Below are 16,216 nucleotides of genomic sequence, written 5' to 3'. Positions count from 1 at the left end.
CTGTAAATATTTTTAAGCTGTATAGTCAAATCCCTCGAAGGACAGCTCGCAGTTTGCAATACGGCTGCAGATGTTTACTGCAGAATACATTACTACAGAAAATTCACCATCAATGGTGTCTACATGCAGATAACGTCCATCATCTGAAATTGAGGCAGTTTTCACATCGCCCCGCTCCGTAAGTTCTTTTAAGATTTCATTTGTCTGGTCTTTTGAAACAGCTTTTGATAAATGATATCGTCTTCCCATGATCTGACAGCTTCCCTTCTTCGTACTTTTGTTAGCATCTTCTAACTAAAACTATTATAGCACGTTTATTCCAAAAGAAAACGCTGCATATTGATAAAATATCTCAATAACAGCAGAAAATGACGGGAACGGCTGTCGATTTATAAGAGAATTTTACGACCGAATTTTATTGTAACAGACCAAAAACTTTGTTAGAATAGAGGAAACGAAAGAGAAAAACAAATTTCTGATTTTCTGCGGCGTTCTGCTGCAGTATGTGCGGACAGTTTTCTGCCATGGGCTACTCAGCCTGATCAGCAATCATTCCATCATCCATTTAACTCGAGACGCGCAGCATAAGGGTCCTGGAATAACCAGCCTGTAACCAGCCTGTATAACGAAAATACGATTTTTCGTGTCTGTACAGCAAAAGAAGATGCATAAAGTGCATCACCATAGCCCGCATGAAAATGCGGGAATAGTTCTCTGTCGTTTTCTTGCGGCGAAAAAAATCATATCTTCTACATATCTGGTGCTTTTTGAAAAAAGAATAAAGTTCTTTTTCACGGGCGGGGGTAAAGGTGCATTCCCGCCCGGCACAATTCCGAAAATCAATTTTGGCTTCAAGCTGTTCCCTGTTTTTCAAACTGGATCAGCTTTTTTTATATTTTCCAGGAGTGGTTCCCTTGTATTTCTTAAAAGTACGGATAAAATAACTCAGATCATTAAAGCCGTTGCGATAGGCAATATCCGTTATGGAATCGTCTGTGGTGGAAAGCTGGTAGCAGGCCTGCTCAATGCGCTGGCGGTTCAGATAGTCCATAGGAGTCTGATGGGTCATTTCCGAAAAGAAGCGGCAGAAATACTTGGGGGACATGGATACGGAATCAGACAGCTGCCCCAAGGTAAGAGGAGAAGCATAGTTCTTTTCAATAAATTCCACTACCTGCTTCAGCTGCAGGATCCTCTTGTAATCCCGGCGCGCTTTGGGCTGGCTGTCAAGGTAGTAATGATTACCAAAAACAATACCGAAAAAGTGGTAAAATTGTCCGATTACAGAAAGCTCATATCCAGGCTTTTTTTCATCCATAGACTGAAAAAGAGAATTTACTGCCGAAAGAACATCCGGATAACGCTGGTCAAAGTGGTGAAAAATCAGAATATCCTGGTGGACGATCTTCTGGATGTAATCCGCGCATACGGAATTCAGCTTCAAAAATACGTTCATATCAAAGACAATGCACTGATAGACACAATTGACAGGAATTCCGGAATGCAGGATTCCGCTGTGGACAAAAATCACATCACCCTGCACTGCTTTAAAACTTTTTTCGTCTAAAGTGACGGTAAATTCTCCGGTAAGAATGCGGATGATTTCATATTCCACATGCCAGTGGTAAGACATCACATATCTGGGATGGCTCTGGTCAATGTGGTGAAACTCAAAAGGAAACTCATAAGTCCCTCTGGGACGGTCTTCATTCTGATCTATAATCTGCAAAATCATTCCTCCTTCCGCAAATTTATTGAAATTTTGTCATTCCAACAGAAAAGGTGAATATTGTACTATTATTTGCCATTATAACACAAGTAATTTTCCAGAATCAATCATATAATGTAAGATATGAGAGGTTAAGGGAAATCAGAAGAATTGCTGAACCCTTGACAGCACCCAGGCGCAGAACCTGACGCAGAAAATGTTTATAAAAAGCAAATTTTATTTATAACAGGAGGTATGAACTACTATGGCAAAGAGCAGATTAATCGGAAGCTACCCTGTAATCGGTATCAGACCGACAATTGACGGACGTAGAGGAGCCCTCGACGTAAGAGGATCCCTGGAAGAGCAGACCATGAATATGGCCAAATCCGTTAAGGAATTATATGAGGCAAACTTAAAATATTCCAATGGCGAGCCTGTAAAGGTTGTAATCGCAGACAGCACCATCGGACGTGTTGGTGAGGCTGCTGCATGTGCTGATAAGTTCAGACATGAAGGCGTTGATATTACTGTAACCGTTACACCTTGCTGGTGCTACGGCGCAGAGACAATGGATATGGATCCACAGACCATCAAGGCTGTATGGGGATTCAATGCAACTGAGAGACCAGGTGCTGTTTACCTTGCATCCGTTCTTGCTACACATGCACAGAAGGGTCTTCCTGCATTCGGTATCTACGGACATGAGGTTCTGGATGCTGATGACACAGTAATGCCAGAAGATGTAAAAGAAAAAATGTTAAGATTCGGCCGTGCAGCTGTTGCTGTTGCAACCATGAGAAACAAATCCTGGCTGCAGATCGGTTCCGTTACAATGGGTATCGGCGGATCTATTATCGATCCTGATTTCATCGAGTCCTATCTTGGAATGCGTGTAGAGTCTGTTGACGAGGTTGAGATCATCCGCCGTATGACAGAGGGCATCTATGATCACGAAGAGTTCGACAGAGCAATGAAGTGGGCAAAAGAGAACTGCACCATCGGCTTTGACAAGAACCCGCCGGAACTTCAGATGACAGAAGAGCAGAAAGAAGAGCAGTTTGAGTTTGTAGTTAAGATGGCAGTTATCATCCAGGAACTTATGAATGGATGCGACAAGCTTGATCCGAAATTCTCTGAGGAAGCAATCGGACACAATGCCCTTGCAGCTGGTTTCCAGGGACAGAGACAGTGGACAGACTTCTATCCGAACGGTGACTTTGCAGAGGCTATGCTGAATACTTCCTTCGACTGGAACGGAGCAAGAGAGCCATACATCCTTGCTACAGAGAATGATGTACTCAACGGTCTTGGAATGCTGTTCATGAAACTCCTTACCGGACGTGCTCAGATGTTTGCAGACGTTCGTACATACTGGAGTGCAAATGCAGTAAAACGTGTTACAGGATATGATCTTGAGGGCGTTGCCAAAGAGAACGATGGTATCATCCACCTGATCAACTCTGGTGCATGCTGCCTTGACGCTTCCGGTGTTGTGAAAGATGAGAACGGCAACGGCGTAATGAAAGAATGGTGGAACGTTACAGAGGAAGATCAGAAAGCAATCATGAAAGCTACTACATGGAACGCAGCTGACAACGGATACTTCCGTGGCGGCGGATTCTCCTCCAGATTCGAGACAAGAGCCACCATGCCGGCAACTATGATCCGTCTGAACCTTGTAAAAGGACTTGGACCGGTTCTTCAGATTGCAGAGGGATGGACTGTAGAGCTTCCTGAGGATGTATCTGATACACTTTGGAAACGTACTGACTACACATGGCCATGTACATGGTTTGTACCGAGATGCGATGGCAAAGACGGTGCATTCAAGACTGCTTATGATGTTATGAATAACTGGGGTGCTAACCACGGTGCAATCTCCTATGGACATATTGGTGCAGATCTGATCACAATGTGCTCTATGCTGAGAATCCCGGTTTGTATGCATAACGTACCTGAAGCAGATGTTTTCCGTCCGGCAGCTTGGAATGCATTTGGAATGGATAAAGAAGGTGCAGACTTCAGAGCTTGCAAGAATTATGGACCTCTTTATAAATAATTAGCTTTTTATAATCGCCTTCTTTCTCCCCCCAAGACTTCGAAAGAAGGACGCGAAAGGGGCTGTCGCATTAGCAAATATTTTTTGCTGGGCGGCAGCCCTGCTTTAAGCCCAAATGGCATCGAAACTGGTTGTGGTTTCGATGCCATTCTCTATAAACACAGTTCATTCCCAGACATCCCTTTCGGCATGCCTTATTTCGAACTGTTTTATTTTCAACCATCTAAATCTATGCCGTCTTTAATGAAAAAAGATGACTTCCTGTTCTTCCGGTCTGAATCTTGCAATGAAGCTTATTGATATTTCGTCCCATTGCAAGAAGGATGCTCTCTGCCAGTGCATTCGCTTTTCCTCGGTACAGGTATCTCCGAAAATTCATGTCTTCTTTTACATCGGCAAAAGAACCTTCTGCCTGAATACTGCGGTTCATACGGAGCATCGTTCCATACTCACTTGTGATCCGTTCCAGATCTTCTGTCTGTTCCCCGCAATGAAAAGATAGTTTTTTTTACTTTCATATCCGGCATCTGCAACGATCTCTGAATACTTAAATCCTAAGTGACTCTCCATATCTTTCAAAAAAGGGAAGTTCTTCGCATTCAGCCACAAAAGAAGTTAGTTTCGTGTATAACCGGGTCTGGTTTTTCGTAATAGCCCGTTTCCATGCCTTCCTGATATCCCGGCTTGAGTAGATTCGATTCATTGCTGCATAGATAACGAGTTTCAGCATCTGACGCGGCGTTGCCTGATTTTTTCTGATCCTGCCGTAAGTTTTATACAGTTCAGAAAAGTAGCATAAACTGATTATACCACGAACGCCGGGCCTTTTGTCGTTCAAGAAGTAAAACCACTCTTATCCGGCTCGAATACTGGAAAAATAAAGAAAAAAGTGGTTGCAACTTCTTGGTGATGTGGTACAATAAAGACTAGCATAAAAAAGTATATAACAGGGAAAAGGGGACATTTATGAAGAAAAAGCTGGGATTGCTGCTGGCTGTGGTTCTCACCCTCTGTATGTCTGTAAGCGCTTTTGCAGATGCAGGGAAATCACAGCAGGTAGATTATAAAACCGATTATTATATGATTGTGGAATCACCGGACGGCGGAGTGGACATGTTTTCTGAGACAAGTACTGACAGTCCGAAGCTGAACGATGAACTGATTCCTAATGGAACGGCTATCCATGTAGAAGGAGAGAGCAAGGACGATGCAGGAAACCTGTGGCTGTATACACAGCTTCACGGAATGTTTGGCTTCCTTGAAGAGAAATATCTGAAGCCAGCAACTCTTGCTGAGGCTGTTGCTTCCGAGCTTGCCCTGTATGGAAGTACAGATGTGAATTATGACATTACCGTAAATGCCAAGGAAGATGGTTCTGTTTCCCTTTACAAGGGACCTGGCAAGAAATATGGCACAGTATCCGGCGGCTGCAACATTGCCAACGGCGAGAAATTACATATTGACGTAGAAGTTGACACCGGCAAGGACGGCATCTGGGGCAAAACCACAGCAGGCGATGTATCTGGCTGGGTAGACATTGCACAGGCTACTAATACTGAGCAGAGCAGTGTAGAACTGATTCCTGACACTGCGCAGGCAGCAGAAGAGACAGGTACAGCTGATGCAGCAGTGGCTGCAGATACGGATGAAACGAACGCTGCAGGCAATGGATCAGAAGAGGCTGGAGCAGCTGACAATTCTGACGTGGCAGAGCCGCAGGCGGAAGATGGAATTGATATGAATTCTGAGGATGATGCACAGGCTGTTGGAAAAGCTGCAGCAGACACTAAGGCAAAGGCAACTGCAACCCCAACTCCGAAGCCAACCAACACCCCAACTCCAGAACCAACCAATACCAGCACCCCAACTCCAGAACCAACCAATACCAGCACCCCGACCCCGGAACCAACTAATACAAGCACTCCAACTCCGGAACCAACTAATACAAGCACTCCAACTCCGGAGCCGACTGAGACCAGTACCCCAACTCCAGAGCCGACTGAGACATCCGCACCTACAGAGAAGCCAACTGAGGCTGCCACTCCAACGGACAGTGCAGGACAGGAAGCATCCAGTGAGAATGTGGAGAAGACCTCTTCCGGCATGACATCACTGATCTGGATTCTAGTCGTTGTAATCATTATCGGAATTGCAGTTGTGATCTGGCTCCTTAAGAGAAACAAAAAAGACAATGATTAAGTAAATAAGAATACAAAATAAAGCTCCGCCGGAATGAAAACGGCGGAGCTTTTTTGATAGGAGGCTGTTATAAAACAGCAGCAAGGCTGTATTTTTTCATAGAGTCTGGAATTAATTGTTGATAACAACACCCTTCTGAAGCATAACATTTGCGTAAACTGCCTTCTCACCTGTAGCGATGATGCAGTATGCTTTCTTGGCTTCTTCGTAGAATGCAAAGCGCTCAATATTTCCAACAGCGTCTGCACCGCGGTCGTCATGCTTGGAAACGATTTCCTTATAGGTATCCCAGATCGGGGTCTTAACTGGATCACCAGGCATAACTTCCATTAATGTTACCGGCTTCTCTACATAAGAATCAAGCGGGATAACAGTCAGGATCGCATCCAGAAGCTCTGGAACGCCATGTCCGTCACAGCGTACAACAACTGCATTCTTACCCATGGATTCTACAGGGAAGTTGCCGTCTGCGATTACAATACGGTCGCTGTGGCCCATCTCACATAATACCTTTAAAAGCTGTGGTGAAAGTATTTCCGGAATTCCTTTTAACATAATTTAATCTCCCTTCGTTCTTTCTCGGAAAACCGAAATCTGCCTGAAACATACTTCGGTTCCGAAAATATTCTACTCTATAAATTACCCGTATTTAAACAACATTTCAAGTTAAAATTTTACGGAAAAAGATGAAATATTTACAGTTGACAGGAACTGGCAAAAGAGTTATTATGAACTTAAACGGAAACGTTTCGGTTTCTGAAAAAACGAAAGCTTACAGCCTGTCCGGCACAGGCAGAAGGAGGAAAATATGCCACTTGTTACATCTAAAGAAATGTTACTGAAGGCTCAGCAGGGAGGTTACGCAGTCGGTGCATTCAATGCAGAGAATATGGAGATGGTGAAAGCAATCATCCAGGCTGCAGAGGAGCTGAAGGCACCGGTTATGATCCAGACTACCCCGTCTACCATCAAGTACGGAACTTTGGAGACCTATCAGGCAATCGTTGCAGCAGAAGCTGCCAAGGCTTCCGTTCCTGTATGCCTGCATCTGGATCACGGCAGCAGCTTTGACCTTGCGATGAAGGCTCTCAAGGCCGGATATACTTCTGTTATGATCGATGGCTCCAAGCTGGATTATGAGGGCAACATCGAGGTGAGCAAGAAGGTTGCTGATGTTGCAGCATCCATGGGAATTCCATGCGAGGCAGAGCTTGGCAAGGTTGGCGGTAAGGAAGACGATCTGGTTGCTGTAGCAGATACCAATACAGATCCGCAGGAAGCAAAGGAATTTGCAGAGCGTACAGGTGTTACCTCTCTTGCAGTTGCAATCGGTACTGCTCACGGATTCTATGTAGGAACACCAGTCCTTGATAAGGAGCGTTTAAGCGAGATCCGTAAGGTCGTAGATATTCCGTTAGTTCTTCATGGTGCTTCCGGACTTAGCGATGAGGACGTAATGGATTGTGTCAAGAGAGGAATCTGCAAGGTGAACTTTGCTACAGAGCTTCGTGCAGCATACTCCAAGGCAGTAAGAGAGACACTGGAAGATGAGAAGGTATTTGACCCGAAGGCATACGGCAAGGCTGGAATTGCAGCTGTGAAAGAGCTTGTAATGGCCCGTATGAAGGTTTGCGGCTGTGACGGCAAAGCTGAATAAGAGGCAGCCCTATGGCAGCGACGATGAAAGACATTGCCAGACGGACAGGTCTTGGTTTGGCAACGATCTCCTCTTATTTTAACGGGGGTAATGTAAGGGAGAAGAACCGCATCAAAATCGAAGAAGCCATCGAAGAATTACACTATGAAGTGAATGAGGTTGCCCGCGGACTGAAGACTAATGCCACGAAGACAGTGGGGGTGGTGATCCCGGAGCTGAATAACGTATTCTGCGCCGAGATCATCAGCGGCATGGAGGATATTCTGCGCAGTCATGGATATGCAGCCATTGTCTGTGACTGCAGGACCGATAAGAACCTGGAGAGGGAAGCTGTGGACTTTCTTACCAGGAAGCGCGTGGACGGAATCATCAATATGCCTGTGGATATGACAGGTTCCCATCTGAAAGAGTTTCAGAGAACTGGGAAGCCCATCGTGCTTATTGACCGTATGATCCAGGGACTTTCCTGTGACTGTGTGCTGGTAGATAATGAGATGGCTGCTGAGAAGGCAGTTACCATGCTGGTGGAGCAGGAGCATCATAAGATTGGGCTGATCGGCGGTCCGGATGAGATCTATACTGCCAGACAGCGTATGCTTGGATATATCAAGGCACTGAAGAAGCACGGCATTCCTGTTGATGAGAAGTTGATCTGTCACGGGGATTACACCATTCAGGGCGGCGTTCAGGCTGTGGAAGCCCTGGTGAAGGAGAATCCGGATATGACCGCAGTTTTTGTCACTAATTACGAGATGACTATGGGAGCTGTGATCGGATTGAATGAGATGGGAGTATCCCTGCCAGAGGAGATTTCCATGGTGGGCTTTGACAATCTTCCTTTTGCCCGGGCCTGTCGCCCGGCACTTACCATTGTATCCCAGCCCACAGAGAAGATTGCCCGCGAGACGGCCCAGCTGATGCTGGTACGCCTTGAGGGAAAGGAAGAACTTCAGGAGCCAGTGGTGCGGAAGCTTCAGACCGATATTTTTATGGGGAAATCCATAAGGAGACAAGGATGAGCAAGAACTATTTATTAGGAATTGATATTGGAACCAGTGCCTGTAAGGTGGCTGTGTTTGACAGAAACGGACAGGTAATGGCTTACGCAAATGGAGACTATCCTGTGTATTATCCCAGGGAGGGATGGGTTCAGCAGAATCCGGAGGAATGGTGGCAGGCTGTGTGCGGTGCCATAAAGGAATGCTTAAGCAAAGGAGAAATTTCCCCGGAGCAGATTGCAGGAGTGGGAATCGACGGACAGAGCTGGTCAGCCATAGCCATTGACAAGGATGGAAATGTGCTGACAGATACACCAATCTGGATGGACACCCGGGCACAGGAGATTTGTGACAGACTCAATAATGAAATTGGCAGCGAGAATATTTTTGAAGTTGCTGGTAATTCCCTTCAGCCTTCCTATACTACAGCGAAGATTCTGTGGTATAAGGAGAACATGCCTGAAGTATACAGCAGAATCTACAAGATTCTTCAGTCCAACAGCTTTATTGCCTACAGGCTGACCGGTGCAGTGACACAGGATCTTTCCCAGGGATACGGACTGCATTGTTTTGATATGCGCACTGGTACATGGGATGCGCAGATGTGTGAGAAGCTGGGAATTCCAATGGAATTTCTTCCGGAAATCGTTCCCTGCGATCAGGTAGTAGGAACGGTAAATGAGAAGGCAGCAGCCCAGTGCGGACTTGCAGCAGGCACTCCGATAGTAGCCGGCGGTCTTGATGCAGCGTGCGGTACACTTGGAGCTGGCGTGATCCATCCTGGTGAGACACAGGAGCAGGGCGGACAGGCAGGCGGCATGAGTATCTGCACGGATACCTACAAGGCAGACCCAAGCCTGATCCTGGGATTTCATGTAGTGCCGGGAAAGTGGCTCCTTCAGGGAGGCACCACCGGAGGCGGCGGGGTTATGCGCTGGTTCGAGCGGGAGTTCGCAGATTTTGAGAGAAGCCGCAAGGAAGAGACAGGCAAGTCTTCCCTTGACCAGCTCAACCAGATTGCACAGGAAGTACCAGCCGGAAGTGAAGGTGTGGTATTCCTTCCTTATATGTCCGGAGAGCGTTCCCCAATCTGGAACCCATATGCCAAGGGTGTTTTCTATGGCCTTGATTTTTCCAAGACCAAGGGACATATGGTAAGGGCCTGTATGGAGGGCGTTGCATTTTCCCTTCGTCACAATCTGGAAGTGGCAGAGAAGGCTGGGGCTCAAGTGAAGGTGCTCCGTGCAATGGGCGGATCTGCCAATTCCCTTCTCTGGACCCAGATTAAGGCAGATATAACAGGCAAGGATGTAGTAGTGCCTGCTTCTGACACCGCGTCTACTTTAGGGGCTGCGATTCTTGCAGGAGTAGGTGTTGGATTTTATAAAGATTATGAGGAAGCGGTTTCCCTGACGGTCAAGGAGACAAGACGTCACCAGCCGGATCCTTCCAGGAAAGAAGTTTATGACAAGGCATACCGTACATACAGAGAACTTTATGACTCTCTGAAACATATGATGGTGCGGCAGTAAGGAGGTATTTTAAGATGAAAGCAGCAGCTGTAGTTGCAAATGAGGATGTTCAGTATCAGGAAGTGGAAGAGCCACAGGCAAAGCCAGGCTGGGTCAAAATTAAAGTAAAAGCTTCCGGTATCTGCGGATCCGATGTGCCGCGTGTACTGAATCACGGCGTTCATTTCTATCCTATCGTTCTGGGACATGAATTCTCAGGAGACGTTGTAGAGGTTGGAGAGGGCGTTACCAAAGTAAAAGTAGGCGACCGTGTATCCGGTGCACCTCTTCTTCCTTGTATGAAATGTGATGACTGCCAGAACGGAAACTTCTCCCTGTGCAAGCATTACAGCTTTATCGGCTCCAGACAGCAGGGAAGCAATGCGGATTATGTAGTAATTCCAGAGCAGAATGCCATTCCATTTGATCCATCTATTTCCTATGAGCAGGGAGCTATGTTTGAGCCTTCTACTGTTGCCCTTCACGGACTTCTTCAGAATGATTATCAGGGCGGACAGTGTGTGGCAATTTTAGGATGCGGCACCATCGGAATCTTCACTATGCAGTGGGCGAAGATTTTCGGTTCCAAGAAGGTTGTAGTGTTTGATATCAGCCAGGAGCGTCTTGACCTTGCGAAACGTATGGGTGCAGACGCTGTAATCGATACCACCAAAGAGAACTATATGGAAGAGGCTATGGCAATTACTGGCGGTAAGGGCTATGGTTACGTATTTGAGACAGCAGGACAGGTTCCTACCATGCATATGGCATTTGAACTGGCTGCCAATAAGGCTCATGTATGCTTTATCGGTACTCCTCATGCTGACCTTACCTTTACACCGAAGCAGTGGGAGAACATGAACCGTAAGGAATTCAAGCTGACCGGTTCCTGGATGTCCTACAGTTCTCCATTCCCGGGCAAGGAGTGGGATCTTACCGCACACTATTTTGCAACCGGACAGTTGAAATTTGACCCGGGATTTATCTATCGCAAGATGCCTATGAGCCAGGCGCAGGAAGCCTTCCAGCTTTATAAGACACCAGGTCTTGTAAAAGGCAAGATTCTTCTGATGAACGAGGACTGAGCATATGATACTGACAGTAACATTAAATGCTGCAATTGATAAGCGCTATGTAGTAGAGGGCTTTCGCACCGGCGAGGTAAATCGTGTGAAAGAGTGCACCTATGTACCGGGCGGCAAGGGACTGAATGTGTCCAAGCCAGCTTCCATCTATGGAGCAGAGGTAGTGGCTACCGGATTTGCGGGGGGCCACGCTGGTGCCTATATTGAGGATGCACTGAAGCCTTTTGGAATCAGGAGTGCTTTTTACCATGTGGATGCTGAGAGCAGATCCTGCATCAATATCTGGGATGAAGTGAATCAGGTACAGACCGAATTCCTGGAACCTGGATTCACTTTGACAGAGGAGGATTTCGCTGGTTTTGAGGCGAAGTTTCGCCAGCTGGTTCAGGAAGCCAAGGTAGTAGCCATGTCGGGAAGTGTTCCCAAGGGACTGGACGGAACTGCATATCAGCGCCTTGTAAAAATTGTGAAGGATGCTGGAATTCCAGTGATCCTGGACACCAGCGGCAAGCTTCTTGAGATGGGAATTGAGACTATTCCTACCATGATTAAGCCAAATATTGATGAAATCCGTATGCTTACAGGCAAACGCTGTGATGATATTTCCGAGATTATCGAAGCTGCCAGGGCAATCCACGAGAGAGGCGTGAAGATCGTGGCTGTTTCCCTTGGTGCAGACGGATCCCTTGCAGTGGGAGATGATGGAATTTTCCGTGCCCGTGTTCCGAAAATAGATGCAGTGAATACAGTAGGATGCGGCGATTCCATGATCGCAGGCTTTGCCCTTGGTTTGTCCAAGGGACTCCCGTTAGAGGAGACCCTGCGTCTTGCAAGCGCAATCTCCGCGGCAGCAGCCATGAGAGAAGAGACCGGATTTTTCGTAATGGAAGATATGGAGAAGCTGCTGCCTCAGATTGAGATTACCAGACTGTAATAATAAATATAAAAAATGTGCGAAATGTTAAGGAGGATAAAAAGATGACAATGATCGATCCGGCAATTGTTCCGCAGAGAACACTTTATACTGGCGCGAAGTTGCCAGCAGTAGGAATGGGAACATTTGGAAGTGACCATGCAGATGCAGATGCTGTTTCCGCAGCAGTGGCTGGCGCAATCCGTGTAGGTTACCGTTCCTTTGACTGCGCTGCCTGCTATGGCAACGAGGATATGATCGGACAGGTTTTTGCTGACGCGTTTGCAGAAGGTGTTGTAAAAAGAGAAGATCTGTTCATCGCATCCAAGGTATGGAATGACATGCATGGTGATGGAGATGTACTGATTGCCTGCGCTAAGACACTGAAGGACCTGAAGCTGGATTATCTGGATATGTACTATGTTCACTGGCCATTCCCGAACTATCATGCACCTCACTGCGATGTGGATTCCAGAAACCCTGATTCCAAGCCATTTACAGTAGAGCGTTTCATGAAGACCTGGCGTCAGATGGAGCGTCTGGTAGACATGGGCCTGACCAAGCACATTGGTATGTCTAATATGACCATTCCGAAGCTTGAGGCAGTTCTTCCTCTTTGCAGAATTAAGCCAGCCGCAATTGAGATGGAGCTTCATCCATGCTTCCAGCAGCCAGAGCTGTTTGAGTACTGCCAGAAACAGGGCATTGAAGTAGTTGGATTCTGTCCAATCGGTTCCCCGGAGCGTCCGGAGCGTGACAAGATGCCAGAGGATATTGCAGATATTGAGCTGCCAGAACTGAAGGCAATTGCTGAGGCACATGGCGTTCATCCGGCAGTAATCTGCATCAAATGGGCAGTACAGAGAGGCATTTCTCCGATTCCGTTCTCTTTGAAGGAGAAGAACTACACTATGAACCTGAAGTGCGTAACAGAAGATCCGCTGACAGATGCGGAGATGGAGACAATCCGTTCCTTAGATAAGAACAACCGTCTGATCAAGGGTCATGTATTCCTGTGGGAAGGCGCCAAAGACTGGCACGACCTGTGGGATGAGGACGGCGTTATTGTGAAATAACGCACATCTTGCAGAAAGCCTTTTTCAAACACACTCTAGGAAAACAATAAGATTTCATACAAAAGCTGCAAAGTCCTTGAAGCAAGGGACAACTTTGCAGCTTTTGCTGCCCAATAGCACGTTTCTCGATGCCAGGAAAGACAAATCTTCTTGTGTAATGCGCAAGAAGCAGCGCTTGCTACGCAAACTTAATTCTCGGGTTTTCTGTGAATTTCACATACTCTTAGTTGTTTGGTTTGCATAATGATATGGCATGTGATAATATGATATTTGGTAAATGTTTTGAGGAAATATGGTACAGACCGGCACCGGGGGGAGCCGATCAGATACATACGAATAACAGACAGAAAGGGAAAGCAAAAACTATGTATCGAATTTTACTTGTTGATGATGAAATCCTGGTACGAGATGCGATTAAGGAGAATATTGATTGGAAATCCATGGATTGCGAACTGGTGGGGGACTGCGAGAACGGGAAGCAGGCCGCTGATTTTGTGAAGACTCATCCGGTGGATATTGTTCTTACCGATATTCTCATGCCATATATGGATGGCATGGAATTAAGTCATTTTCTCCACGATAATTATCCGGAAATTGTGATTGTGATCTTCAGCGGTTTCGGGGAATTTGAGTATGCCAAGAAGGCAATCCAGTATAATGTAAGTGAATATATGCTCAAGCCGGTTACCGCCATGGAGCTTCGGGAAGTCATCGGTAAAATGAAGGAGAAGGTTGACCAGCAACGCAAAGAGAAGGAGAAATTAGAATCTCTGACCAAAACCTCTCAGGACTACCATAAGAATGCCCTCGTGATCCGCTCCAAAGCCATTGAGGCACTGGTTGGCTGTACCAGAGATGTTCAGAAAAGCCTGGATGAACTGGCAAAGATGGGGATTTACATGGACAGCTCCTCCTACCGGGTAGCTGTATTTGATATGGATCTGTTTTCTGAGATTCATGAGATTGATATGGAGAAACGGCAGGAAAGTGCCCTGATGGCATTTGTTCTGTTTAATGTGGCAGATGAAATCGTAACCGGAAGAGGAGCTGGAATTGCATATCAGGAAGGCAATAACCGGGTGTGCATTCTCTTTATGGGAGATCATTGCAGGGGATTTTCCCAGGAAACCCATGAAATCTGTGAAGAAATTCAGAATAAAGTAAAAGAAGTAATTGGAATCGAGGTTTCTGCCGGAATTGGAGGCTGGGTTAAAAATCCAGAAGAGCTGATCCATTCCCACGAGCAGGCAGAGAATGCAATTGGACTCCGTTACCTGTTAGGCGGTAATCTTCTGATTGACACAGAAGAACAAAAAGAGGAAAGAAGCCTTTCCCTACAGCAGTCATTAAATGAAATGACAAATGGAATCCGAAATGGGAATCTTCAGGCAGTAAACCATGCCCTGTCTGACATGAAAGAAAAAATTAAAAATGCAAGAGCAGACAAAAGCCAGGCATGTGTGTGCCTTCAGATGATCCTGCGTCATGCGGGAAGCTGCTGGGAGTCTGTGACCTCTGGCGGTGAAGACCTGTTTCACAAAAGAGAGCTGTTGATGGGCAAGGTGACCGAACAGAAGACCTTTGATGAGGCTTTTTTACTGGCAGAGAATTATGTGCATGAAGTATTTGAGAGATGTTTCTCCATGAACAGCTCCAGCGGACAGAAGCAGGCCGTGCTTGCAATGGAATACATCCGCGCACATTATATGGAACAGGAATTAAGCCTGAATGATATCTGTTCCTACCTGAACATCAGTACCAGCCATTTCAGTACTATTTTTAAGGAAGCCACAGGCGGAACGTTCCTGGAATTTCTCAGCCGCATCCGAATGGAGAAGACCAAGGAGCTTCTGGAGCAGACAACCTTGAAGAACTATGAGATTGCAGAGATGGTAGGATTTTCCGACCCTCATTATTTCAGTATTTCCTTTAAGAAAATGACAGGCAAGACACCGACAGAATATGCAAGGGAAAAAAGATCTGTATGAAAAAACGTTTGGTGATGATAGCTGGCGTGTGCGTATGTACACTGATCGCAGCGGCAGGCTTGTATCAGAATTACAGCAAAAATGAAAAATACCAGAAACAGCTGTTTGCCATGGACACTTATATGGAGTTTACCGCATATGGCAGGGGCGGTCAGCAGGCAGTAGAAAAGGCAGCAAAGGAAGTGCAGAGACTGGATGCACTTTTATCAGCACAAAATGAAGAAAGCCAGGTATATGCCCTGAATCAGCGGGGCAGTCTTGAGGTTTCAGATGATCTGGCAGAGATTATCCAGCGCGGGAAAGAAATCTTTCAGGAGACAGACGGCCTTTTTGACGATACGATTTATCCTCTCATGGAGCTTTGGGGCTTTCCTACTGGGGAGTATCATGTTCCATCCGGGGAAGAGATTGAGAACCTTCTTCCTGATGTGGATGGAGGAACGGTAGAAATAAGCGGCAATACCGTAACTCTTGGAGAAGGCCAGCAGATTGATCTTGGAGGAATTGCCAAGGGCTATACAGGAGAAAAAATGACCGAAATTTTTCAGGGATATGGAGTTTCTTCTGCGATGGTGTCCCTGGGCGGAAATATCCAGGCTATAGGGACGAAGCCAGATGGCAGCAGCTGGAGAGTGGGAATTCGTGATCCCAAGGGCAGCCAGCAGGATTATGCAGGGGTTCTTCAGGTGCAGAATGAAGCGGTTGTAACCTCCGGCGGCTATGAGCGGTATTTTGAGGAAGATGGCAGGACCTACATCCATATTATAGATCCGAGGACTGGATATCCGGTAGAGAACGATCTTTTATCCGTGACTATTGTGTCCCCGGATGGAACGCTTGCAGACGGACTTTCTACAGCCCTTTATATTATGGGCTATGATAAGGCGGTTCAGTTCTGGGAGCAGCACCAGGATGAATTTGATGTGATTTTGATTACTGCAGATGAACAGATTCACGTCTCGAAGAAGCTTCAGGACAGTTTTCAGTCAGACAAGAACTGGGAGACGATTGAGTAAGCA

Annotated in this window: 13 protein-coding genes and 1 pseudogene; 10 read left to right on the top strand and 4 right to left on the bottom strand. The window is 46.4% G+C overall.

Features of this window, described 5'->3' with window-relative positions; translation table 11 throughout:
- Positions 1-12: 12 nt before the first annotated feature.
- Together DWZ38_RS05405 and DWZ38_RS05395 are read right to left on the bottom strand one after the other, a co-directional pair.
- Complete coding sequence (locus DWZ38_RS05405) at positions 13-249, bottom strand: hypothetical protein (RefSeq protein ID WP_117850733.1); 237 nt, start codon at positions 247-249, stop codon at positions 13-15.
- A gap of 631 nt (positions 250-880) precedes the next feature.
- A complete protein-coding gene (locus DWZ38_RS05395) occupies positions 881-1,729 on the bottom strand; it encodes an AraC family transcriptional regulator (protein ID WP_021924664.1) in 849 nt (282 codons plus the stop codon).
- A gap of 244 nt (positions 1,730-1,973) precedes the next feature.
- Between DWZ38_RS05395 and DWZ38_RS05390 the strand changes: the two genes are divergently transcribed.
- Positions 1,974-3,770, top strand: a complete 1,797-nt coding sequence (locus DWZ38_RS05390) for an L-fucose isomerase (RefSeq protein WP_117850728.1) — start codon at positions 1,974-1,976, stop codon at positions 3,768-3,770.
- 229 nt (positions 3,771-3,999) lie between these two features.
- On the opposite strand, the pseudogene DWZ38_RS05385 reads toward DWZ38_RS05390, so the two are convergent.
- Positions 4,000-4,236: pseudogene (locus DWZ38_RS05385) on the bottom strand (transposase); the annotation flags it as partial.
- 500 nt (positions 4,237-4,736) lie between these two features.
- On the opposite strand from DWZ38_RS05385, the gene DWZ38_RS22130 reads away from it, so the two are divergent.
- Complete coding sequence (locus DWZ38_RS22130) at positions 4,737-5,969, top strand: hypothetical protein (RefSeq protein ID WP_178105279.1); 1,233 nt, start codon at positions 4,737-4,739, stop codon at positions 5,967-5,969.
- Between the two features lie 111 nt (positions 5,970-6,080).
- On the opposite strand, the gene DWZ38_RS05375 is transcribed toward DWZ38_RS22130, so the two are convergent.
- Positions 6,081-6,524, bottom strand: coding sequence for an RbsD/FucU domain-containing protein (locus DWZ38_RS05375; protein ID WP_021926662.1), 444 nt, complete (start codon positions 6,522-6,524; stop codon positions 6,081-6,083).
- Positions 6,525-6,777: 253 nt separating this feature from the next.
- Here DWZ38_RS05375 and DWZ38_RS05370 point away from each other — a divergent pair, with 253 nt between their 5' ends.
- The 8 genes from DWZ38_RS05370 (at position 6,778) to DWZ38_RS05335 (ending at position 16,213) form a co-directional block, all read left to right on the top strand.
- Positions 6,778-7,626, top strand: a complete 849-nt coding sequence (locus tag DWZ38_RS05370; RefSeq protein WP_021926663.1) for a class II fructose-bisphosphate aldolase — start codon at positions 6,778-6,780, stop codon at positions 7,624-7,626.
- 11 nt (positions 7,627-7,637) lie between these two features.
- Positions 7,638-8,645 (top strand): LacI family DNA-binding transcriptional regulator, encoded by a 1,008-nt coding sequence (locus DWZ38_RS05365; RefSeq protein WP_117850725.1) that lies wholly within the window; start codon positions 7,638-7,640, stop codon positions 8,643-8,645.
- Positions 8,642-10,156, top strand: coding sequence for a xylulokinase (xylB, locus tag DWZ38_RS05360; protein ID WP_117850723.1), 1,515 nt, complete (start codon positions 8,642-8,644; stop codon positions 10,154-10,156). Before DWZ38_RS05365 ends, xylB begins: the two co-directional genes overlap by 4 nt.
- Positions 10,157-10,170: 14 nt before the next feature.
- Positions 10,171-11,220 (top strand): galactitol-1-phosphate 5-dehydrogenase, encoded by a 1,050-nt coding sequence (locus DWZ38_RS05355; RefSeq protein ID WP_117850720.1) that lies wholly within the window; start codon positions 10,171-10,173, stop codon positions 11,218-11,220.
- 4 nt (positions 11,221-11,224) lie between these two features.
- Entirely contained in the window at positions 11,225-12,154 is a 930-nt protein-coding gene (gene pfkB / locus DWZ38_RS05350; protein WP_117850718.1) for a 1-phosphofructokinase, read from the top strand.
- 44 nt (positions 12,155-12,198) lie between these two features.
- Positions 12,199-13,209: an aldo/keto reductase gene (locus DWZ38_RS05345; RefSeq protein ID WP_021926668.1), complete on the top strand. Its 1,011-nt coding sequence runs from the start codon at positions 12,199-12,201 to the stop codon at positions 13,207-13,209.
- A gap of 365 nt (positions 13,210-13,574) precedes the next feature.
- Positions 13,575-15,197, top strand: a complete 1,623-nt coding sequence (locus tag DWZ38_RS05340) for a response regulator (RefSeq protein WP_021926669.1) — start codon at positions 13,575-13,577, stop codon at positions 15,195-15,197.
- Positions 15,194-16,213, top strand: coding sequence for an FAD:protein FMN transferase (locus DWZ38_RS05335; protein WP_117850716.1), 1,020 nt, complete (start codon positions 15,194-15,196; stop codon positions 16,211-16,213). The genes DWZ38_RS05340 and DWZ38_RS05335 overlap by 4 nt, the downstream gene beginning before the upstream one ends.
- Positions 16,214-16,216: the final 3 nt, after the last annotated feature.

Source organism: Ruminococcus sp. AF31-8BH (assembly GCF_003460605.1).
Classification (GTDB): domain Bacteria; phylum Bacillota; class Clostridia; order Lachnospirales; family Lachnospiraceae; genus Blautia_A; species Blautia_A acetigignens.
Note: the sequence above shows the minus strand (reverse complement) of the source record. Positions and strands in the feature narration are given on the sequence as shown.

What these genes read in the sequence shown, in the direction of transcription:
- DWZ38_RS05405 (WP_117850733.1), bottom strand. Translation starts at nt 249, where the DNA reads ATGGGAAGACGATATCATTTATCAAAAGCTGTTTCAAAAGACCAGACA.
- DWZ38_RS05390 (WP_117850728.1), top strand. Translation starts at nt 1,974, where the DNA reads ATGGCAAAGAGCAGATTAATCGGAAGCTACCCTGTAATCGGTATCAGA.
- DWZ38_RS22130 (WP_178105279.1), top strand. Translation starts at nt 4,737, where the DNA reads ATGAAGAAAAAGCTGGGATTGCTGCTGGCTGTGGTTCTCACCCTCTGT.
- DWZ38_RS05375 (WP_021926662.1), bottom strand. Translation starts at nt 6,524, where the DNA reads ATGTTAAAAGGAATTCCGGAAATACTTTCACCACAGCTTTTAAAGGTA.
- DWZ38_RS05370 (WP_021926663.1), top strand. Translation starts at nt 6,778, where the DNA reads ATGCCACTTGTTACATCTAAAGAAATGTTACTGAAGGCTCAGCAGGGA.
- DWZ38_RS05365 (WP_117850725.1), top strand. Translation starts at nt 7,638, where the DNA reads ATGGCAGCGACGATGAAAGACATTGCCAGACGGACAGGTCTTGGTTTG.
- xylB (WP_117850723.1), top strand. Translation starts at nt 8,642, where the DNA reads ATGAGCAAGAACTATTTATTAGGAATTGATATTGGAACCAGTGCCTGT.
- DWZ38_RS05355 (WP_117850720.1), top strand. Translation starts at nt 10,171, where the DNA reads ATGAAAGCAGCAGCTGTAGTTGCAAATGAGGATGTTCAGTATCAGGAA.
- pfkB (WP_117850718.1), top strand. Translation starts at nt 11,225, where the DNA reads ATGATACTGACAGTAACATTAAATGCTGCAATTGATAAGCGCTATGTA.
- DWZ38_RS05345 (WP_021926668.1), top strand. Translation starts at nt 12,199, where the DNA reads ATGACAATGATCGATCCGGCAATTGTTCCGCAGAGAACACTTTATACT.
- DWZ38_RS05340 (WP_021926669.1), top strand. Translation starts at nt 13,575, where the DNA reads ATGTATCGAATTTTACTTGTTGATGATGAAATCCTGGTACGAGATGCG.
- DWZ38_RS05335 (WP_117850716.1), top strand. Translation starts at nt 15,194, where the DNA reads ATGAAAAAACGTTTGGTGATGATAGCTGGCGTGTGCGTATGTACACTG.